This window comes from Streptomyces sp. NPDC107528 (assembly GCF_055639295.1).
This window is the reverse complement of the sequence record NZ_JBVKAV010000003.1, coordinates 130,746-151,847: the sequence shown is the minus strand read 5'-3', so window position 1 is coordinate 151,847 and position 21,102 is coordinate 130,746. Positions and strand designations below refer to the sequence as shown.

Genomic DNA, 21,102 nt, shown 5'->3' with positions numbered 1-21,102 from the left:
ATCAGCCGCCCCACCCGCCTCAACGCTTCCGTCGCTTTGTCCGTCCACGCCGCCCTGCTCCCGGAACGTCCCCCACTCGGGCAGTAAACGGGCACGCAGGCACCCGATACGGACCCTGCCCGCACCGCCACGGACGAGGCTCGTGTGGCATCCTGTTGACGCCCCGAGTTGATCAGTGTCGGCGTGCACGCACGCAGTTCGACACTCAAGTATTCGTAGGGACACAAGAGTTCAGGTGGAGATACGGCCCGGACGACGGCAGGAGGGCGGGCGCGACGCCCTGTCCGAGATGCCCGACCGCTCCGGACCCACGGTCGCCTCGGAGCCGGCCGGCGCCGGCGCGGTCGAGGCCACCGACACCCCCGACATACCCGAGGCCGTGCAGGCCGCCGCCCGCCGGGCGCCGGGGCACTGGATCGGCATGGTGGACCCCGAGTGGACCGACGAGCGGACGCCGCCCGAGTGGGCGGTGCTGGGGGAGTGGCGGTCGGACGAGAGCGGGAGTGTGGGGGACTACCGCGCCAACCAGGCGTACCGGCCCTCGGCGCGGGTGCTCGGCTGGCCGGAGCCCACCGACCCGGTGGACGCGGCGGCACAGCGGGCCGCCACCGGCTACGGATCGGTGGACGAGGCCCTGACGGCGCTCGCCGAAGCGGACATCACCGTGGTGCGCGGACCGGACGGCGGGCCGCTCACGGCCGCCGGGCGGGACGGGGCGCCAGTGGTGCTGTTGTTCACCTCACCGGCGCACGAGTTCATGTCCGCGGCACTTCGCCATGACACGCTCCCCGCCCGGGAGCTGGCCCGTTCCCTGACCGGTTCGGGCACCTTGCTGATGGTCAACGCCGGGGCCGCCGCCCCCTTGCTCGTACCGGCGGACAGTCTCCTCGGTCCCGAAAGCGGGCCGGAGGTCGAGGGGGCGCCCGCGGCGGACGCAGCGGCGGGGGAGGGCGTCGGCGCCCGCTCCGGCCCGGCGGACCGTACCGGCCCCGCGACCGCTATTCCCTCCGCGGCCCGCACCGACAACTCCCCTGAACCCTGGCCCCACATCACAGGGAGGACCCCGTGACGCGTCCGGTCCAGCACACCCCCACCTCCGCGCGGTCGGAGTCCGGCTCCGACGGCGAGGAGACGGCCGCGACCGCCGCCACTGCCGTGGCCGCCTCGGCCACCGAGCCCGAACCCGAGCCCGCAGGGGCGAAGACGGGGGCCAAGGCCGGGGAGTCGGAGGCAACGGCCGTACAGGCCAAGACCACTGAGCCCGAGGCCGAGGCCGAGTCCGAGGCCCGGTCCGAGGCCGAGGCCGGGACCAGCACCGAGAGCGGGGCCGAGGCCGGCAGCCGGTCCGAGGCCGACACCGATCCCGGTGCCGCCGCTGCGGCCAAGAGCCGGCTGCCCGCACTCGTGCGGACCATGACCGTGACCGCCATCGACCGGCCGCAGCAGGAGGCCGGTCAGGTGGGACGGCCGGGCAGGGCGGCCCTGGCCGGGGCCGCGGTCGCCGGGGCGCTGCTCGTGTCGGTGCCGTTCCTGGTACTCGCCGGGGGCGACGACAAGGACAACAAGACGGCCCCGGCGGGAGGAACCGTGCTCGGCGGCGGTTCGCCGGAAGCACCGGGCGACTTCGTGGTGACCGAGCCCGACGCCAGTGCCTCGGGCGACGGCAAGAAGGAGTCCGCCAAGCCCGACAAGCCGGCCAAGGGAGCTCCCGCGGGCACCTCGGCGCAGAACTCGGGCAAGGACACGCCGAAGCAGGACGCCGGCCAGAAGGACCGCCCCAAGGGGGACTCGGGCCAGCAGGACCAGCCGGAGAAGCCCAGCGGCGGGAACAAGTCCGGCGGCGACGACAAGCCCGCCAACACCGGTTCGGGCGTGATGTTCAGCGCCCCGGTCTCCCTGCGCAGCCACCTCTCCGGCCGCTGCATCGACGTACCGAACGCCGAGTTCGGCGACGGCAAGCAGCTGATGGTGTGGGACTGCAACAACGGTCCCGCGCAGAGGTGGCAGTTCGCCTCCGACGGCACCGTCCGCATCAACGGCCTGTGCCTGGACGTGGCCAACGCGAACTACAACGACGGCACTCCCATCCAGATCGCCTGGTGCAGCGGCAACGCCGCCCAGAAGTTCGTCCTGAACGAGCGGCACGACCTGGTGAACACCGTCGTCGGCAAGTGCGTCGACATCAAGGACAACAACCGGGGCAACGGGGCCTGGCTGCAACTGTGGACCTGCGCGGGCACCGACAACCAGAAGTGGAGCGTCTGACCGGACGCCCACAGGCCGAGAACACCGTTCTCGGCATCCGTACGCCCCGAAGGCGGGGCATGATGGCACGGTCGGCTCGCCGACACGCGCCGCCGACGAGGGGCGCCAGCATAAGTCGCCGCCGGAGCAAGGAGGTTGGTGCGTGTCGCGCCAGGTACTGACGGTCGGTACGGGGGACCGGGACCGCTACCGGACGATCGGTGAGGCACTCGCGGCCGCCCGAACGGGTGCGCTCATCAGCGTCCGGCCCGGGACGTACGCGGAGAACCTGGTGATCAACACCAGGGTCACACTCACTGCCGCCGAAGGGCGGGGCACCGTCGAGATCCGGCCGCGTTCGGGCAGCGTCCTCGCGCTGCGCGCCGACGCCGTGATGCTCTCGGAACTGACCCTGCGCGGCGGCGACGCCGAGCTGCCCGCCGTGGACGTGCGGCGCGGGCAGGCCGCCCTCGACGGCTGCGAGGTCGTCGGCGCCGCCTGGACCGCGATGCTGGCCGGGGGCACCGGTTCGCTCGCGCTGCGGGAGTGCCGGGTGAGCAACCCGCAGGGCGCGGGCATCGTGGTCACCTCGACCACGCCCACCACCGTCGAATCCTGCACGCTGGAGCACTTGGGCACCAGCGGCCTGGTCCTCGCCGAGCAGGGCGAGGCCCGCATCCGCGGCTGCACGGTGCGCGACGCCCGTGGCAACGGCCTGCTCGCCAACGGCGAATCCCGCGGCACCGTCGAGGACTGCGACATCTCCTCCACCGACAAGCCCTCCCTCGCCCTGGAGCAGAACTGCTCCCTCACGGTGATCCGCACCGTGGTGCACGACACCAGCACGGGCGTGCACTTGAGCAGCGCGGGCCGTACGACGCTGGAGGACGTCCGCGTCACCGGCGCCTCCGGCAACGGGATCACGCTGGCCGCGGGCAGCGACCCGGTGCTGCGGCGCTGCCGCGTCTCGCGCACCCGCGGCCAGGGCGTGCTGGTCACCGACAGGGCCCGCGGCACCTTCGAGGACTGCTGGGTGGACGGCGCGCAGGGCGCCGCGGTGCGCGTCGCCGGGGCCGCCTCCCCGGCGCTGACCGGCCTGACCGTCCGCGACTGCGAACAGACCGGGCTGCTTCTGGAGGAGGACTCGGCGCCGGAGCTGGACCGGCTGGAAGTGATCGGCGGCGCGCCCGCGGTCTCGGTGCGCGGCGGCGCCAACCCGCTGCTGCGCCGGGCCCGGCTGGTGGAGCCCGCCGGCGACGGCATCGTGGCCGGCAAGGACGCCCGTGGCCGTGCCGAGGACTGCGAGATCGTACGGCCGAAGGGCGCGGGTGTGCGCGTGGGCTCCGGCAGCACCCTCTACCTGGCCGGTGGCGGGGTCTCCGACACCGCCACCAGCGGCCTGATCGTAGAGGAAGGGGGCAATGTCACCGTCCGCGACTTCCGCGTCGAGATATCAGGCGAGGAGGGCGTGGTGGTCGCCGCGGGCGGCGAGTTGACCGCCAACCGCACCACGGTGCACGCCGCCCAGGGCCACGGCTTCCTGCTCCGCGAGGGCGCGCTCGCCTCGCTCAGCGGCTGCGAGGTCTCCGGCGGCGCCCAGGACGGCTTCCGGGTGGAGTCCACCGCGCCGGTCTCGCTCGTGAACTGCCTCGCCCGGGAGAACGAGGGCGGCGGCCTGGTCCAGACGGTGCCCGGCGAACGGCTCGCCGTGGACGGCCTGAACAGCACCGGCAACGGCAAGCGGGACGCCTGGGGCACCGGTAGCGCCGAGAACACCGACCCGGCCGGCTCCGGCGCCGCGGACGCGCCCCCGACGGACCGCGCGGACGGCCCGCTCGGCGCCCTGAACGCGCTGATCGGCCTGGAGAACGTCAAGCAGCAGGTGGGCACCCTGGTCAACCTGACCCAGCTCGCCCAGCGCCGCGAACAACTCGGCATGTCCGCCCCGCCGATGAGCCGGCACCTGATCTTCGCCGGACCGCCCGGCACGGGTAAGACCACCGTCGCCCGCCTCTACGGGGCGATCCTCGCCGAACTGGGTTCGCTGCGCAGCGGACACCTCGTGGAGGTCTCCCGCGCCGACCTGGTCGCGCAGGTCGTCGGCGGTACGGCGATCAAGACCACCGAGACCTTCCAACGCGCCCTCGGCGGCGTGCTGTTCGTCGACGAGGCATACACACTCACCGCGGACAGCGGCAACGGCGGCGCCGACTTCGGCCGCGAAGCGGTGGACACCCTGCTGAAGCTGATGGAGGACCACCGCGACGACGTCGTGGTGGTCGCGGCCGGCTACTCCCGCGAGATGGAGTCCTTCCTCGGCTCCAACCCGGGTCTGGCGTCACGCTTCTCACGGACCGTCGAGTTCGAGAACTACTCGGTGCCCGAGCTGGTCGCGATCATGGAGAACATGTGCGCCCAGCACCAGTACGAGCTGGGTGAGGGCACCGCGGCGGCGCTGGCCGCGCACTTCGAGACGATGCCGAGAGACGCGGGATTCGGCAACGGCCGTGCCGCGCGCGGGGTGTTCGAGGAGATGGTGGACCGGCAGGCGGTCCGGCTCGCCTCCCAGGCGCAGGTGGGTGAGCACGATCTGCGGCTGCTGCTGCCGGAGGACGTCTCCGCCGCCGCCGCGACGGCCGCCGAGTCCGCCGCCCCGGACGACGACCCGCTGACGCGCCTCGGCGACATGATCGGCCTGTCCGAGGTGAAGCGCGACGTCGCCGACCTGGTCAACCTCATCACCACCGCACGCCACCGTGCCGCCGCCGGGCTGCCGGTGCCCTCGCTCAGCCACCACCTGGTCTTCACCGGCCCGCCCGGTACCGGCAAGACCACCGTGGCCCGTCTCTACGGCGAGATCCTGACCCAGCTCGGCATCCTGCAACGGGGCCAGCTGATCGAGGCGGCCCGCGCCGACCTGGTCGGCCGCTACATCGGCCATACCGCCCAGCTCACCCGCGAGGTCTTCGAACGGGCCCGCGGCGGCGTGCTGTTCATCGACGAGGCGTACACCCTCACCCCGCGTGGCGGCGGCGCCGACTTCGGGCAGGAGGCGGTGGACACGCTGCTGAAGCTGATGGAGGACCACCGCGACGAGGTCGTCGTCATCGTCGCCGGCTACACCGACGAGATGGAACGCTTCCTCGCCTCCAACCCCGGTCTGTCCTCCCGCTTCCCGCGCCGGATCACCTTCGCCGACTACTCCTCCGAGGAGCTCGTCACCATCGTGCGCGGCCAGGCCGGGAGCATGGGCTACGAGTGCGGGCCCGGCACCGGCCCGCTGCTCAGGGAGTACTTCGAGTCGCTGCCCCGGGACCGCTCGTTCGGCAACGCCCGCCTGGCCCGCCAGGTGGTCGAGGCGATGGTCACCCGGCAGGCGGGACGGCTCGGTTCGCTGTCCGCGCCCACCCTGGACGACCTGCGCATCCTGATCCCCGAGGACGTCCCGGCCGCGGCCCCGAAGGCGGCTCCCCGATGACGCGGCGCGCCCGCGGGACCGCCCGCCTGCTGTCCGGCGCCGGCCTCGCCGCCGCACTGTTGCTGCCCACGGCCGTCCCGGCCCAGACGGCCTCCCTCTCGCGCCCGCCGACGGCCGACGAGAAGAAGGGGCAGGAACTCCCCGGCATGCCGTCCCTGCTCGATCCGGACGCCGAGGACACGGCCTGCACCCCCGCCTCCGAGGAGACGGCGAAGAAGCAGGACTGGTCGCGCCAGCGCCTCGACCTGGACCGGCTGCGCGGGCACAGCACCGGGGCGGGCGTGACCGTAGCCCTGATCGACACCGGCGTCGCCCCCGACGCCGCCGGTCTCGACGGCCGGGTCACCGCCCAGGGCACGGCCGCCGAGGACTGCGTCGGGCACGGCACCTTCCTGGCCGGGCTGATCGCCGGCACCGGCGGGGACATTCAGCGCCTCGCCGGGGTCGCCCCCGGCGCGAAGGTCCTGGCGCTGCGCGGCACCGACACGCGCGGTGTGGCGAGCCCCGAACTGGCCGCGGCGGCGGTACGCGAGGCCACCGAATCGGGCGCCGAGGTGATCGCCGTCACGGTGGCCCTGCCGCGCCGCGACACCGCGCTGACCGACGCGATCGCCGCGGCCCGCCGGGCGGGCGCTGTCGTGGTCGCCGCGGCCACCCCGGACCCGCCCTCCCGGGGCGGCACCGACGACATCCCGTCCCGCGTCTACTGGCCGGCCGGCGAACCCGGTGTCCTCTCGGTCGCCGACATGCTCCCCGGCGGCGTCCGCCCCGACGGCTCCCTGCCCACCACGGGCATCGACCTCGCCGCCCCCGGCGCCGGGGTGGTCTCCGGGGGCCCGCGCGGCAACGGCCACTACCTCGGCGCCGGCGCCTCGGTGGCCGCCGCCTACGCCGCCGGGGCCGCCGCGGTGGTCCGCGCCGCCCACCCCGACGACGCGCCCGACGCCGTCATCCACCGCCTGACCGCGACCGCGTACCCGGCCGACATCCCCCAACTGGACGCCTACGCCGCCGTGACCACTGTCCTCGACGACTCGGGCGCGCCGTCCGGCACCGAGGGCGCCGGGGATCCCGTGACCGTCCGCGACACGTCCAGCGCCGACCGCGCCACCGGCCGAGCCACCCTCTTCGTCCTCCTCGGCTCCGCCGGCGTACTCGCCGTCCTCTGGGCCGCCTTCACCCTCCCCAGGGCCCGCGCCCGCGGCTGGCGTCCAGCGGGACGACCGGATCGAGCGGGTGCCGAGCCGAGACTCGGGGAGGCTGAGGCGTCGTAGGGGGGACGTGCCCGGGGACAGGGCGGGTGCGCGGTGTGAGGCTCGGCCCGGGGCCGAATTGGCACCAACTCCAGTGGGGTCCCCGCCAGGTGACCCGGGCGCGTGCCGACGGGTGAGGCGCGCGGCCCGGGGGTCAGTTGCGGCCAACTCCGAGGCCGCACACGTCAGTTGACCCTTGCGGCCATGTTCGGAGTCGGCGTCCGTCGGGCTGCTGGAGCGAGCGGCGCGAGCCGAGGCCGGAGGGCGCCGGGGTGCCCTAGGGGTGGTGGGGCGAGGGGGCCGGCAGGCCGGGGCCGGGAAGGGCAGGCGCACCTGCGAGGTTCGTTCCTCGGCTGTTCTCGACCGGTGCCTCCGCGTATGCCGTGCCCGGGATGGCGCCTGTCGGGGCCGGCCGGTGTGAGCGAGGACCGAGCCCGGGGCCGGGGACGCCGGGAGGCATCGGGGCGGCCCCGCGCGGGTGCAGTGGCCCGGACTGGGTACAACCGTCCCAACAACTGTGGGGCCACCTCAGGTGGCCCCACTGCGTTCCTCACACGCCGTCAGCCCTCCTGCCCCCGCCCCTCCTCCACCAGTGCCGTCTGCATCAACCGCGCCTTGCGGCGGGCGATGTGCAGGGCCCGGCCCGGCGGGAGGTTGAGGGGCTTCGCGTTGCCGAAGAGGCGGCCCTCGGTGGGCGGGCAGGAGAGGAGGACGGCGGGGTTGTTCGCCTCGTCCATGCGGCGGATCAGGCCGTCGCTGAGGCCGCGGCCGGCGCCCATGGCGCTGCGGGCGACGACCAGGTGCAGGCCCATCTCGAAGCCGAGGGTCAGATGCTCGAAGAGCGGCTCGAAGGGGCTCTGGAAGGAGTTGCCGGAGACCATGTCGTAGTCGTCGACCAGGATGAACAGCCGCGGCCCTGTCCACCAGTCGCACTGACGCATCCGGGCAGGGGCGATGTCCGCGCCGGGGACGCGGGTCTTCAGCGCGCGGGCCGCGCCGTCGACGGTCTCCTTGAGGTTGTCCAGGGAGATCACGTGCCCGATGCGGTACTCCGCCGGGATGGCGTCCACCAGGGTGCGGCGGTAGTCCACCGCGATGATCTTCGCCTCGCTCGGGGTGTACCGGGCGGTGATGCCCTCGGTGATACGGCGCAGCAGGTTGGTCTTGCCGCTCTCCGTGTCGCCGACCACGATCAGGTGCGGAGTGCGGCTGAAGTCGTGCCACACCGGCTCCAGGGCGTCCTGGTCGATGCCGAGCGGGAGGCGCAGGCCGCCGCCCTCGGTGGGCTGCGGTGCGGGGAGTTCGGCGAGCGGCAACCGGTGCGGCAGCATCCGCACCGGCGGTGCGGCCGGGCCCGACCAGTGCTTGGCGACCTCGCCGACCAGGTGGGCGACGCCCTCGCCGAGGTCTTCGAGGGACCCGCTGCCGTCCAGGCGGGGCAGGCCGGCGAGGAAGTGCATCTTGCTGTCGGCGGTGATGCCGCGACCGCCGCTGCGCGGCACCGAGCGGGCCTTGCGGGTGTCGATCTCGGAGTCCATCGGGTCACCCATCCGCAATTCCAGGCGGGTGGCCGCCTGGTCGCGGACCTGTGCGGACAACTCCACCCAGCGGGTCGTGGTGATGAGCAGGTGGATGCCGTAGTTCAGGCCACGGGCGGCGAGTTCGTTGAACTTCGGGACCAGGTCGTCGTAGTCCTGACGGACCGTCGACCAGCCGTCGACCACCATGAACACGTCGCCGAACGGCTCGTCGGGGAACTCCCCGGCGGCCCGGCGACGACGGTAGGACTGCATGGAGTCGAGGGTGTGGTCCACGAAGAACTGCTCGCGGCGGGCGAGCAGCGTCATCACCTCGGCGACGGCCCGGTGCACCCGCTCCGGGTTGAGCCGCGCCGCGACCCCGCCGACGTGGGGGAGTGAGGCGAGCTGGGAGAGACCGCCGCCGCCGAAGTCCAGGCAGTAGAACTGGATCTCGGCGGGGGTGTGCGTGAGGGCGAGGGCCGCGATCAGCGTACGGGCCAGGGTCGACTTGCCGCTCTGGGAGCCGCCCGCGATGGCGACGTGGCCGCCGGCCCCGGCCAGGTCCACGACCAGCGGATCGCGGCGCTGGTCGAAGGGCTTGTCCACCAGGCCCACCGGCACCCGCAGCTTGCCGGTCCCGGCCCAGCCGGTGGCGGTGAGGCCGCGCTCGGGGTCGGGGGCGATGCCGGGCAGCAGGACGTCCAGCGGGGAGGGCTCGTCCAAAGGCGGCAGCCACACCTGGTGGGCGGCGGGGCCCGCGTCGCGCAGCCGGTCGAGGGCCACGTCCAGCAGGGTCTCCTCGTCGCCGGTCTCCTCGATCTCCGGCTCCGGCTCGGACGCCGGCTCCAGCGTGCGCGGCACCACCCAGCCGCTGGTCCACGGCACCACCTGGCTGGCCACCCGGGCCTGCACCACGGCGCCGGTGCGGCGCCGGTACGTACCGGAGGAGTAGGCGGCGCGGAACCTGGTCAGGGCTTCCACGCCGGACTTCAGATAGCCGCTGCCGGGCTGGGCCGGCAACTCGTAGGCGTCCGGCACGCCGAGCACGCCACGGCTTTCCATGGCGGAGAAGGTACGCAGGCCGATGCGGTACGAAAGGTGGCTCTCCAACTGGTGCATGCGGCCCTCGTCCAGGCGCTGCGAGGCCAGCAGCAGATGCACCCCGAGGGAGCGGCCGAGGCGGCCGATCATCACGAACAGGTCCATGAACTCCCGGTGCGCGGACAGCAGTTCGCTGAACTCGTCGACCACCACGAACAGGCTGGGCAGCGGGGTGAGGTCCGTCCCGGCGGCGCGGGCCCGCTCGTACTCCAGGGCGGAGGTGTAGTTGCCGGCGGCGCGCAACAGCTCCTGGCGGCGGATGAGTTCGCCGTGCAGGGCGTCCTGCATACGTTCCACCAGGGCGACTTCGTCGGCGAGGTTGGTGATGACGGCGGAGGTGTGCGGGAGTTCCTCCAGACCGAGGAAGGTCGCACCGCCCTTGAAGTCGACCAGGACGAAGTTGAGGGTCTCGGAGGAGTTGGTCAGCGCGAGACCGAGGACGAGGGTGCGCAGCAGTTCGCTCTTGCCGGAGCCGGTCGCACCGATCAGCATGCCGTGCGGGCCCATGCCGCCTTGCGCGGACTCCTTGATGTCGAGGTCCACCGGACGGCCGTCCACGCCGACGGCGATCGGCACCCGCAGCCGGGCGGAGCCGGTGTGCCGGTCGAAGAGGACCTTCGGGTCGTGCCGGTGCAGATCGGGGATGCCGAGCAGGGTGGTCAGCTCGACGTCGGCGTCCAGCGGCTGTGCGATGTCCGTGCCCAGGCTCATCCGGCGGGCGGTCAGCAGCCGGGCCAGCGACTCGGCGCCGAGCGGGCCGAGCCGGTCCGGGCGGCCCAGCGCGACGGAGCGCTCCTTGCGGCTGCGGTCGGTACGCACCAGGTTCACCCGGTCCGGTCCGACGGTCAGCCGCAACGTGTTGCGGCCGGGCCGCCAGCGCAGCGCCCCGGAGACGTCCAGGACCATGGCGTTGCGGTAGCCGTGGCCCTCCCAGCGGTGCCCCTCGGGAACGGTGACGCCGTCCAGGACGACGACCGTGTAGGGCTCGTCGCGGCCGGGGCGGGCGTCCGGGTCGAAGCCGGGACGCTCGGCGAACTCGGCGCCGAGCAGATCGTCCAGCTCGGTGAGGTCGGCGGTGATCCGGCGGACCTGGCCGGCGCCGTCCTCCTCGTGCGGGTGCAGCGCGTGCGGCAGCCACTTGACCCACTCCCAGTCGGGCCGCCGCTCGTCACTGACGCACACCGCGAGCCACAGCTCCTCGGGCGCGTGGAACACCGCGAGCTGGCCGAGCATGGCCCGCACCAGGGCACGTGCCGCGTCGGCGCCCGGCTCGGCGCCCTCGGCCCGGCTCGCGCCGCTCTCCCCGTACGGTGCCGTGCCCGGCTCGGTCGTCTCCTCGCCGGGTGACTCCTCGGGGCGCAGCATCACCCGCGCCGAGGAGCGCAGGTAGAGGCCGAGGGGCTGCTCGGGGATGGTGGAATAGGCGCGGATGAAGCGGCGCAGGGCGTGCGCGCAGAGCGGTTCGAGGTCCTCCACCGGGCGGGTGGAGACCGGGTTGAGGGTGAGGGCGAGCTGCTGTTCGCCGATCGCGAGCCGGACCTCGCCGAAGTCCTCGTCGGCCGGGCGGCGTTCCCACAGCCGTGAGGTGCGGGCCAGCGAACGCAGCGAGGAGGGCTCCGGGTGGCGCCAGGCGAGCGCCCGCTGCTGCTCCGTGATGGTGCCCCGGACCCGCTTGCGCATCTGCGCCAGATAGCGGAGATAGTCGCGGCGTTCGCCCTTCAGGCGCTGCTTGCGCTCGCTGGAGCGGCGCATCAGCTGCCCCAGCAGCATCGCACCGGCGGAGAGCGCCATGACGCCCATCGCCAGATACATGAAGACGCCGTTGCCACCGCCCGGGCGCAGGAACATCAGCATCATCGACACCGACATCAGCGCCATCGGCAAATAGGTCCATATCGCCGAGGTGTCCGGCACCGTCTCAGCGAGAACCGGCGGCTCCTGGAGGGTCAATTGCCCGTCGGGCATCTCGGGTCCGCGCCTGCGGGCCGGCCGGCGAAACAGCACCACACTCAAGGAACGAAACCTCCGGTTTCACTGGCTTTCCGGCCCGCGCCGAATACCGGCACACACCCGGTAGCGGGAAAGACCGCACCGCACCCATTCTGCGGGTCCCGGGCGGCGCGGTGAACGCCGGATGAATGTTGTGAGCTGAAAGCGGGGGACGGTCAACTCCCCCCGCACTCAACTGCATACCGGACAGGGAGTCCGGTCCGCAGCACGATCCGGCGGGCGCAGGCAGTAGTCTGCATTCACGTAACGCGACCTGTCCACGTGGGAGAGGTGGTTTCCGGGCGCACGGACACAATTCCCTTGTCCGACAGCTCGGTTCCCGGCCGCGCGGGCCTTACGTACTCTGCGCACGGCCCTCTTGCGAGGAAGTCCTTCTGTCAAAGCCCCCCACGGAAGACGAGAGTTCAGCTGATGACCGACAGTGCGGTGGCCGAACTGTGCCGCCTGACCGTACGTGCGCCGAGCGTCTCCGTCGATCTGGCCGTGCCCGCCGACGTGCCGGTCGCCGATCTGCTGCCGACGCTGCTGCGTTACGTCGGCGAGGAGGCCGAGGAGGCCGGACTCGACCACGCGGGCTGGGTGCTGCAGCGGCTCGGTGACGCCCCGCTCGACGAGGAGACCACCCTCGCGCGCGCCGGGCTCGCCGACGGGGACGTGCTCTATCTGCGCCCGCACACCGAGGCGTTGCCCGAGGCAAGGCTCGACGACCTGGTCGACGGCATAGCCGACACCGCGGGCCGCAGGCTGCACACCTGGCACCCCGAAGCGGCCCGCGGACTGCTGGTGGGCACCACGGTGGCGACCGTGGTGGCCGCCCTGGTGCTGGTGTTCTGGCCAGGCGTGACCGGCTCCGGCTCGGTCAGGGCCGCCTGCGCCGCCGTCGCGGGGGTGCTGCTGCTCGCGGGCGCGGGCACCGCCAGCCGCGCCGTCGGCGAGCGTCTCTCCGCGACCGCACTCGGCCTGCTGGTCGCGCCCTGCCTGGCCCTGGCCGGCTGGGTACTGCCCGGCGGCGAGCTGACCGGCCCGGACACGGCGCGGGTCGTGGGCGCGCGGCTGCTCGCCGCGGGCGCCGCGGGCGCGGGCGGCGCGGTTCTCGCGCTGGCCGCCACCGCGGTCGGCGCCCCGGCCCTGCTGGCCACCGCGGTCGTCTCGGTGGCCACCGCGATCGCCGGCGCCCTGATCGGGTACTCGGGCCTGGACGTGCCCGCCGCCGTGGCGCTGGTGGCCGCGGTGGTCGCTCTGGCGGCCGGGACGGTCGCACCGTTCGCCTTCAAGCTGGCCGGGATGCGGATGCCCGCCCTGCCCTCCTCCGCCAGCCAGCTCCAGGAGGGCATCGAGCCCTATGCGGGCGACGAGGTCGCCGAACGCACCGAGCTGGCCGGGCGCTGGGTCACCGCGCTCTTCGCCGCCACCGGCATCGTCGCCGCGGCCGCCCTCGTCGTCATCGCCCAACACCCGGACCTGCCCGAGGTGTTGACCGCGGTCACACTGAGCCTGCTGCTGCTCCTGCACTCCCGCGGCCTGGTGCACATCGGCCAGCGGCTGACCCTGGCCGTACCCGGCGTCTGGGGGCTGCTGCTGCTCGCCCGCGCCTGGGCGACGGACAGCGACGGCGACGGACGCCTGGTGGTCTTCGCGGTGCTGCTCGGCGCCGCTGCCGCATTGGTCATCGCCGCCTGGACGGTGCCCGGCCGGCGGATGCTGCCGTACTGGGGCCGGGCAGCGGAGATCGCGCACACCGGCTTCGCCGTGGCGCTGCTGCCGCTCAGCCTGTGGGTGGCCGGGCTCTTCGGCTGGCTGCGCGGCCTGTTCGGCTGAGTACACCCGCACTCCGGCAAGAGAACGAAGTCGAGGAGATGCCGTGCAGTCCAAACGCGACCAGGTACACGCCCACAGTTTCATGATGGGCAGGCTCAGTTCGGGCCTGCTGATGGCCGACCCGGACGCCCCGGAGAGCCCGCTCGGGCGCACCACCCGCGGAGTGGTCTTCGGCGTCCTGGTCACCGTCCTGATCGGCGCCGGCGCCACCGTCTACGGCCTGCTGCGCCCCGGCGGGAACGACGCCTGGCGCGACGGTGACCACCTGGTGGTCAACCGCGACACCGGCGCCCGCTACCTGTGGACCGGCACCGACGGCGTACTGCACCCCGTGCGCAACTACGCCTCGGCGCGGCTCATCGGCGGGTCCGACCTGAAGACCGTGGACGTCGGCACCGCCTCGCTGCGGGATGTCCCGGTGGGAGCCCCGGCCGGCATCCCCGGCGCCCCCGACACCGTGCCCGACCCCGGCCAACTCGACGACGGCGCCTGGCACATGTGCGTCACCGGGCCCGACGGGGCGCTGCCCGACACCTCCGGAGTCGTGGCGAACACCGGCGTGGACGAGCCGGGCGCCACCACCGTGGTCGCCGGGGCGCCGCTGGACTCCCGCGGCATCGGCGCCGACCGCGCGCTGCTGGTGCGCGGGCCGGACGACACCGAGTACCTGGTGTGGCGCGGCAGCAGACTGCCACTGGACCGCGCCTCCGACGCCCGCAACGCCCTCGGCTACGGTTCCGAGCGGCCGATGCCGGTCTCGGCGGCCTTCCTCGACGCGCTGGCCCCCGGCCCCGCCCTGAAGCCTCCCGCCGTACCGGGACGCGGTGCGCAGGGGCCCGTACTCGGCGGCGAGGCCAGCCGGATCGGCCAGCTGTTCAAGGTCAGCGTGCCCGGCGGCGGCAGCACTTACCACCTGCTGCGCAAGGACGGCCTGGTGCCGCTGACCCGGCTCGGCGCCGCCCTGGTGCTGGGCGACCCGGCCACCCAACGGGACGCCTACCAGGGGCAGTCGCCCGAGGTGCGCACGGTCGGCGCGGACGCGCTGCGCGAGCACCGGGCCACCGACCCTGGCCCCTCCGCCTCCGCGGAGCTGCCGGACGCCCCGCCCCTCCCGCAGTCCGCGCCGCGCGGCACCGCGCTCTGTGCGCAGGTGGACGGCGACGACGGCGGCGCCCGGATCAGGTCGGTACTGGTCCCCCTGACCCGGCTCGCCCCGGTCGCGGTGCCGCAGGGCACCGCCGAGCCGCTGAAGCCGGCCTGCGTCCCGGTGGACGCCACGGTGGTACGGCCCGGACGCGGCGCCCTGGTCAGGGCCCTGCACGCCAGCGGCGCCGCGCACGCCGGGACCACCTATCTGGTGGCGGAGAACGGCGTGAAGTACCGGGTCTCCGCCAAGAACGCGCTGGCCGCCCTCGGCTACGGGACCGGTGACATCGGCTCGGTCCCCGCCCCGCTGCTCGCGGCGCTCCCGACCGGCGCGGACCTCGACCCGGCCGCCGCGTCGGGCGCCGCGGAGCCCAAGGTCACGGCACCCGCGTGCGGTGCCGCCGGACAGCCGGAGCGCAGCGAGGCGAATACCGAGAAGGACAAGGCGGACACGGCGCGCTGATCACGGCAAGGAAGGCATACCGTGCCGAAGAAAAAGAAAAGGGCGGGGGTAACGGAAGTATTCAGCCAAACTCGGCGCCGCGGGTGTGAAGTTCTCGGAGTGATCGGGGGACCGGGTGCGGCGGGGAACCTCAAATTGAGCTCAGAGATTTAGACCCGCCGTATCCCCTGAAATCCTGGGGAAGCGCTTTCGTTGCCGGATACGGTCCTCGCCGATGCCCGTTCACCTACTTCGCGTGCCCGCTTTCTGCCCGCATCGCATCGCCCCGGGACGGGTTCACATCCGCTGCCCCGCTGGTCGGGTGCGCGTGTTCATATCGCCGAAACCTCCGCACAACTCCCGTGCCACGCAACAATTCTGGGGTGAGCTGACCGATGCTCAAATCTTCCCTGCACGCGTTGCGCGGAACGCTCAGTTCTCTTTAGCCTCAGCGGGCAACGATGCGTCGGGACAAGCCTGAACGAAGGGAGCGCGACATGGCGGACAGTGCTGCGAGGAAAGCGGATTATGCCAAGGGCTTGGGGGGTGTCTCCTCCCTGGAGTCGGCACGGAGCCAGGTCGAGAAGATCCAGAACAACGTCGGTGAGATCGCCGCGCGTTCGGGTGTCGGCGGCGACGAGGGCCAGGCCCTGCTGAAGCTCTTCCGCAGCTGGAACGCCGAGGCGCAGAAGGTCGTCATCCAGATCAGCAAGATGGTCGACGCGCTCCAGGAGAACGTGACCTCCGCCAACCGCCTGGCGCAGGAGAACCAGGACCTGACCGAGGTCCTCAACAGCAAGACCAGCCAGGGCGTCTTCGAAGCGCTGCGCTGACCCGTCCCCGCAGCACCGGCCCCCGTAGGGCGAGGCCGGACCCCCTGAGCTTTCCGGGCGCCGACGCCCGGCCGTCCGAGAGGAGACGTCATGGCCGACGGCATCATCGACGTGCAGTACCCCGCGGTCCGCAATGCCATCGAGGAACTGATGGCCCAGACCCAGCAGATCATCACGACCCTCAACAACCTGGAGGACGAGCTGAAGCCGCTCGTCACCTCCTGGGAGGGTTCGGACCAGGAGACGTACCGCCAGGTCCAGGCGGAGTGGGACCAGGCCACCAAGAACATGGCCATGCTCCTCGGCGACAACGGCGAGCTGATCCAGACCATCCACGACAACCACTCCCGCGACGAGCGCAGGAGCGCCGACAACTGGGGGAACGTGCGGGCCCGTTGAGGCCTGGGCCGTGTCCGCAAAGTCCGCCTGCCCCGCGACGCCTGGCACGCTCCCCCGCTCTCGGCTTCGCTAGAGCGGGAGGGTCCCCCACCGCCGCACCGGGCGAACGACGGGACTTTGCGGACACGGCCTAGGGCCTGTTGCGAAAGTGGCCTCTGCCGCGCGACGCCCGGCACGTGCTCTCGCCGCACCGCCCGAAAACCCGAGTACGCCCAGTACGAGGGCTTTCGGGCGGCACTCCGAGAGCACGCACCGGACGCCGCGCGGCCGCCCTGCGGGGACGAGGCCACTTTCGCAACAGGCCCTAGCCGGAGTTCCCGTCGTCCGTCCGCAGGGCGGGCCCCGCGGCCGGCACACGTGACCGCAGGACGCCGAACCGCCCGTGTCCCGGTCCCGCACGGACGGTTCGGCGACGCGGCCGGGACCGCTGCCCGCGGATTCCCGGAAACGGACGTGCCGGACGCCGGCGAGTGGGCGGGAAACTCCGGACCGACCCGGTGTGCCCACCCGGCACACGGTCCCACCGGCCCGGCCGTCGCCCGTGCGTGGGGCGTCCGCCGGGCCCCGTATCCCCGTCCGGCAGCAAGCGGCAGGAGAGCGTCCCATGGCCGGTGAGAAGGCCGACGTCAAGCATTTCGACCTCAAGCAGATGGAGAACTTCCGGGACAACGAGGTGCAGCCGGTGCACACCGCCGCGAAGAAGCACAAGGAGGACGGCGACGGGTCCCACATCCGCCCGCTCGGCCACCTCATCGACGGCCACACCACACCGGAGAACCTCGCCCAGGACAAGCAACTCCTGCGCATCGGCAGGATGGTCACCGAACCCCTGGTCTCGGGACCGAAGCTGATCGAGGACATCCGCACCGCGGCCGAGGCCATCGACAAGCTGCTCGGTGACCAGATGGACCTCTTCAAGGAGCTGAAAGAGGCGCTCACCGACACGATCGACGAGGCCAACAAGACCAAGGACAAGAACCTCGACGCGATCGACGCGCAGACGCTGCTCCAGACCTTCGACGAGGTCGACACCCTGACCGCCGGCACCACCGGCGACCCGGACGACGAGTCCTGACCAACCGACCAGAAAGGGCGCCCGGTGGCCGATCGCTACGATCCCAACTCCGTCGCCAACCTCGACAAGTTCGACAATGCCGGCGACCCGTCGAGCGACACCTGGGCCACCCTGGTCACCCACATCACCGGCTATCCGGTGCCGGACCGCAACACCGTCTTCGACACGCTCCGCTCCGAACACGGCGGCAAGCTCTTCCGGATGGACATCAAGGAGCGCAGCCTCTCCCTGCTCGTCAAGGACTCCGGCTTCCTGACGAACAAGGGCGAGGACTACGACATCTGGTTCTTCGACAGCGGCAAGAAGCGGTCCATCATGCAGGCCCGGATCGTCTTCGAGGGCCGCGTGAAGGCCGGCGAGGAGATCATCTTCGCCGGTCCGGGTTCGGACAACGTCCATGACGCACAGGTCCGTGAGGGCAACGAGTTCACGGACTACAACAAGGACAAGATGAGCACCATCCCGCTAGCCCGGTACATGAACGGGCCGCGGGCGGCGCTCCTCGCCCTGCTGGGCGGCAACACCCAGGACGCCCGGTTCAGCAACCTGGGCGTGCCCGGCGCCGACGTGGTGGACCTGAACTCCTTCAACACCACAGGGGAGTCCTTCGACTTCGCGGCCAAGTTCTTCCGGGACCACGCGGTGGTGCTGAAGGACTGGGAGGACCGCTTCGGGCGGGACGACGCGAGCTGGAAGGGCGAGGCCGCGGAGGTCTTCCGCAGCCTGCTGAAGAAGATCCGCGAGAACTACGACAGTTACGTCGAGACCTTCGACTCCAACCCGGGCTCCGGCGACGAGACCGGCACGGGCAACACGGTGTACTCGCGTGCCCTGTCCCTGGGCCGCACGTACCTGGTGGACTCCGCCAACAAACTGCTGGAGGCGTGGCTGGCCTGGGCCAAGTCCCCCTACTACGACCCGCACCAGGTGCTGCGCTACGTCCTGGACGACCTCGCCCAGTGGGTGGACGCGAACAACGTCGCCAAGACCGACATCAAGTCGTACACCTCCCGCTACACGACGACCGTCAGCCACAGCCCGCAGGGCGGCTTCTCCCAGGTGCACCCCGACTACGGCGATCTCACCGACATCGCGAACTGGGCGAAGGTCGGCGACAAGGCGGTGAAGATCTGGAGCCAGGGCGTCGACGAGTTCCTCGGCAAGCCCGCCGCCCAGGTGCAGTCGAACCTCAACAACCACTTCCTCGACCTGGGCGACGACTTCTCCGACAACGTGCCCAAGCCGAAGTCCACCAGCACGGCCGCGGAGGAGTACGAGGAGAGGAAGGCCGAGGAGCAGCAGGAGGAGATCAACCGGCAGAACGAGGAGAACCGCAAGTACCAGGACGAGCTGCGTGCGGAGCAGGAGCGGCAGCGCGAGGAGGACCGCAAGTACCAGGAGGAACTCCGCGAGGAGCAGCGGCAGCAGCGGGAGGAGGACAAGAAGTACCAGGACGAGTTGCGCGAGGAACAGAACCAGCAGCGCGAGGAGGACAAGCGCCTCCAGGACGAGCTGCGCAACGAGCAGAACCAGCAGCGCGACGAGGACAAGAAGTACCAGGACGAGCTCCGCGAGGAACAGCGGCGTGAGCAGGAGGAGGCCAAACGGGAGGCCGAGGAGCAGACCAAGGCCATGCAGGAGAGCCTCGGCGGCATCAACGACCCGGGCGCCGTCACCGAGCAGAACCTCGGCAACATCGACGAACTGCTGAACCCGACCACGGTCACGGAGAGCCTGGGTGACCTCGGCGACGTGAACAATCCGGGCGGTGTCCATGAGGCTCTCACGAGCACCCCGCCGCCGGTCACCACGAACCTGGGCAACCTCGGGAACCTGAACAACCAACCGGGCGGGACGAACAACGCCGCCAACGACGCGATCACCGAGAGCCTCGGCAGCCTAGGCGGCCTGAACACCGGCGGCGGCTCCCTCAAGACCCCGACCGGCGGCAACACCCAGCTCAACGACGGCAAGCTCACCACCGACTTCCCGGACGGCAGCAGCACCAGCTTCGACCCGGACAACGGGGTGCTCACCACGACCCATCCGGACGGCAGCGTCACCACGCAGAACCTGGGCGACGGCACCCGGGTGACCAACCCGGACGGCTCGGTCACCTCGCTCGGCGACGACGGCAAGCTGACGACGACCTTCCCGGACGGCACCACCCAGACCGTCGATCCGACGACCGGGCAGACCACCACGACGAACCCGGACGGCACGACCACCACGACCGACCTGGGCAGCCTCGACGGCCTCAACAGCGGCCTCGGCGGCGGCGACGGCTTGCTCGACACCCCGACCGGCGGCAGTACCCAGCTGACCAGCGGCGGCGACCTGACGACCGACTTCGCGGACGGCAGCCGTACCAGCTTCGACCCGGACAGCGGGACGCTCACCACCACGCACCCGGACGGCTCGACGACCACCACCGACCTGGGCAACGGTGCCGAGGTGACCAACCCGGACGGCTCGGTCACCTCGCTCGGCGACGACGGCAAGCTGACGACGACCTTCCCGGACGGCACCAAGCAGACCGTCGACCCGACGACCGGGCAGACCACCACCACCGATCCGGACGGCAGAACCACCACGGAGAACCTCGGCAGCCTGGGCAACCTCAACAGCCAGAACGGGCTCGGTGACCTGGGCGACCTCAACCCCGACCTGCCCACGGAGTCCATCGGCGACCTGGGCGACCTCGGGAACCTCAACACCGACCGGGCCGGCCTGGAGACCCCGACGGGCGGGCACACCGCCCTTCAGGGCGACGACTTCGCCACGACCTTCGCGGACGGCAGCAAGGCCGTCTTCGACCCGGACACCGGGACGCTCACCACCACCGACGCGGACGGGTCCACCACAACAACCGACCTCACCCACGGCGCCAAGGTGACCAACCCGGACGGCTCCACCACCGTCCTGGACAACGGCAAGCTGACCACCACGTTCCCGGACGGCAGCACCCAGGTCATCGACCCGGACACCGGCGTCGCCACCGTCACCGACGCCAAGGGCAACGCCGAGACGGTGAATCTGCACGACCTCAACTCGCGAGGCGGCCGCGGCGATTCGGGCGTACTCGACGACCTCGGCAGCCTCGGCGACCTCAACGGGAGCGGTGGCGGAAACGGCACCCGGGACGTGTCGCTCTCCGATCTGGGACTCGGCGGCGGCGTGGGCGCAGGCGCGTCCGGCGGCGGCCTGTCCGGGGCGGACGCCTTCTCCCCGGACGGCTCCGGCGGACTCGGTGCCGAGCCTCTCTCCGACGGTGCCGCCGCGAGCGAGGGCACCCCGCTCGCACCCGCCGCCACGGCCGGCACCCCCGGCGCGCCCGGCACACCGGGCAGCCCTGGGATGCCGATGGGCGGCGGCATGGGCGGCATGGGCGCCGGCGGCGACAAGGGCAACGGCGAGCGGGTGCGCGCCGTCCTGGTCGACGCGGCGGAGGAGAGCGAGCGCCGCAACCGCCGCCGACGCAGCCCGTGGAACCGCCAGGAGGACAGCGACACCTTCCTGGCGCCGGCCTCCCGGGTGGCGACCACCGGCGGTGACACCCCCGAGGAGGAAACGGAGCAGGGCCGCAGGGTCACCAGCTCCGCCGACTACCTGGAGGAGGACACGGACGTGTGGGGCACCGAGGACGGCGGCACCCCGGCCGTCATCGGGCGGTGAGCACCGCGCGGCCCGGGCATGACCACCGCGCGGAGACGAATCCCACCACGCCCCGGCTTCCGCGGCGAGGGCCTCACCAGGCAGGATCAGCAGGGCAGTTGATGAGTC

General features: G+C 72.3%; 11 protein-coding genes. 10 read left to right on the top strand and 1 reads right to left on the bottom strand.

Annotated elements, in window-relative coordinates; translation table 11 throughout:
* Positions 1 to 235 precede the first annotated feature (235 nt).
* The 4 genes from ACZ7L5_RS10485 (at position 236) to ACZ7L5_RS10470 (ending at position 6,996) form a co-directional block, all read left to right on the top strand.
* Positions 236 to 1,069 (top strand): type VII secretion system-associated protein, encoded by an 834-nt coding sequence (locus ACZ7L5_RS10485; RefSeq protein WP_471516081.1) that lies wholly within the window; start codon positions 236 to 238, stop codon positions 1,067 to 1,069.
* Positions 1,066 to 2,265, top strand: coding sequence for a ricin-type beta-trefoil lectin domain protein (locus tag ACZ7L5_RS10480; RefSeq protein ID WP_471516079.1), 1,200 nt, complete (start codon positions 1,066 to 1,068; stop codon positions 2,263 to 2,265). Before ACZ7L5_RS10485 ends, ACZ7L5_RS10480 begins: the two co-directional genes overlap by 4 nt.
* A gap of 142 nt (positions 2,266 to 2,407) precedes the next feature.
* Positions 2,408 to 5,722 (top strand): right-handed parallel beta-helix repeat-containing protein, encoded by a 3,315-nt coding sequence (locus ACZ7L5_RS10475; protein ID WP_467477563.1) that lies wholly within the window; start codon positions 2,408 to 2,410, stop codon positions 5,720 to 5,722.
* Positions 5,719 to 6,996, top strand: a complete 1,278-nt coding sequence (locus ACZ7L5_RS10470) for a S8 family serine peptidase (protein ID WP_471516077.1) — start codon at positions 5,719 to 5,721, stop codon at positions 6,994 to 6,996. The genes ACZ7L5_RS10475 and ACZ7L5_RS10470 overlap by 4 nt, the downstream gene beginning before the upstream one ends.
* Before the next feature lie 539 nt (positions 6,997 to 7,535).
* Here the strand turns inward: ACZ7L5_RS10470 and eccCa are convergent.
* Positions 7,536 to 11,561: a type VII secretion protein EccCa gene (eccCa, locus tag ACZ7L5_RS10465; protein ID WP_471516075.1), complete on the bottom strand. Its 4,026-nt coding sequence runs from the start codon at positions 11,559 to 11,561 to the stop codon at positions 7,536 to 7,538.
* A 456-nt stretch (positions 11,562 to 12,017) separates the two neighbouring features.
* On the opposite strand from eccCa, the gene eccD reads away from it, so the two are divergent.
* The 6 genes from eccD to ACZ7L5_RS10435 all read left to right on the top strand — a co-directional run bounded on the left by eccD (position 12,018) and on the right by ACZ7L5_RS10435 (position 20,994).
* Complete coding sequence (gene eccD / locus ACZ7L5_RS10460; protein ID WP_471516074.1) at positions 12,018 to 13,424, top strand: type VII secretion integral membrane protein EccD; 1,407 nt, start codon at positions 12,018 to 12,020, stop codon at positions 13,422 to 13,424.
* 43 nt (positions 13,425 to 13,467) lie between these two features.
* Positions 13,468 to 15,033: a type VII secretion protein EccB gene (gene eccB / locus ACZ7L5_RS10455; RefSeq protein WP_471516072.1), complete on the top strand. Its 1,566-nt coding sequence runs from the start codon at positions 13,468 to 13,470 to the stop codon at positions 15,031 to 15,033.
* A 476-nt stretch (positions 15,034 to 15,509) separates the two neighbouring features.
* A complete protein-coding gene (locus tag ACZ7L5_RS10450; protein ID WP_328877573.1) occupies positions 15,510 to 15,845 on the top strand; it encodes a hypothetical protein in 336 nt (111 codons plus the stop codon).
* Positions 15,846 to 15,935: 90 nt separating this feature from the next.
* On the top strand, positions 15,936 to 16,244 hold the full coding sequence (locus ACZ7L5_RS10445) for a WXG100 family type VII secretion target (protein WP_328420337.1): 309 nt from the start codon (positions 15,936 to 15,938) through the stop codon (positions 16,242 to 16,244).
* A gap of 604 nt (positions 16,245 to 16,848) precedes the next feature.
* The gene (locus ACZ7L5_RS10440) at positions 16,849 to 17,319 is read left to right on the top strand and encodes a type VII secretion system-associated protein (protein ID WP_471516070.1); all 471 of its coding nucleotides are present in this window, start codon (positions 16,849 to 16,851) and stop codon (positions 17,317 to 17,319) included.
* 24 nt (positions 17,320 to 17,343) lie between these two features.
* Positions 17,344 to 20,994 carry an AAWKG family protein gene (locus ACZ7L5_RS10435; RefSeq protein ID WP_471516069.1) on the top strand — a complete coding sequence of 1,217 codons (3,651 nt, stop codon included), beginning with the start codon at positions 17,344 to 17,346 and terminating at the stop codon, positions 20,992 to 20,994.
* The last annotated feature ends 108 nt before the right edge of the window (positions 20,995 to 21,102 follow it).

Bases quoted from the DNA above. Each gene is read 5' to 3' on its own strand.
- ACZ7L5_RS10470 (WP_471516077.1), top strand. From the start codon at position 5,719: ATGACGCGGCGCGCCCGCGGGACCGCCCGCCTGCTGTCCGGCGCCGGC.
- eccCa (WP_471516075.1), bottom strand. From the start codon at position 11,561: ATGCCCGACGGGCAATTGACCCTCCAGGAGCCGCCGGTTCTCGCTGAG.
- eccD (WP_471516074.1), top strand. From the start codon at position 12,018: ATGACCGACAGTGCGGTGGCCGAACTGTGCCGCCTGACCGTACGTGCG.
- ACZ7L5_RS10450 (WP_328877573.1), top strand. From the start codon at position 15,510: ATGGCGGACAGTGCTGCGAGGAAAGCGGATTATGCCAAGGGCTTGGGG.
- ACZ7L5_RS10445 (WP_328420337.1), top strand. From the start codon at position 15,936: ATGGCCGACGGCATCATCGACGTGCAGTACCCCGCGGTCCGCAATGCC.
- ACZ7L5_RS10440 (WP_471516070.1), top strand. From the start codon at position 16,849: ATGGCCGGTGAGAAGGCCGACGTCAAGCATTTCGACCTCAAGCAGATG.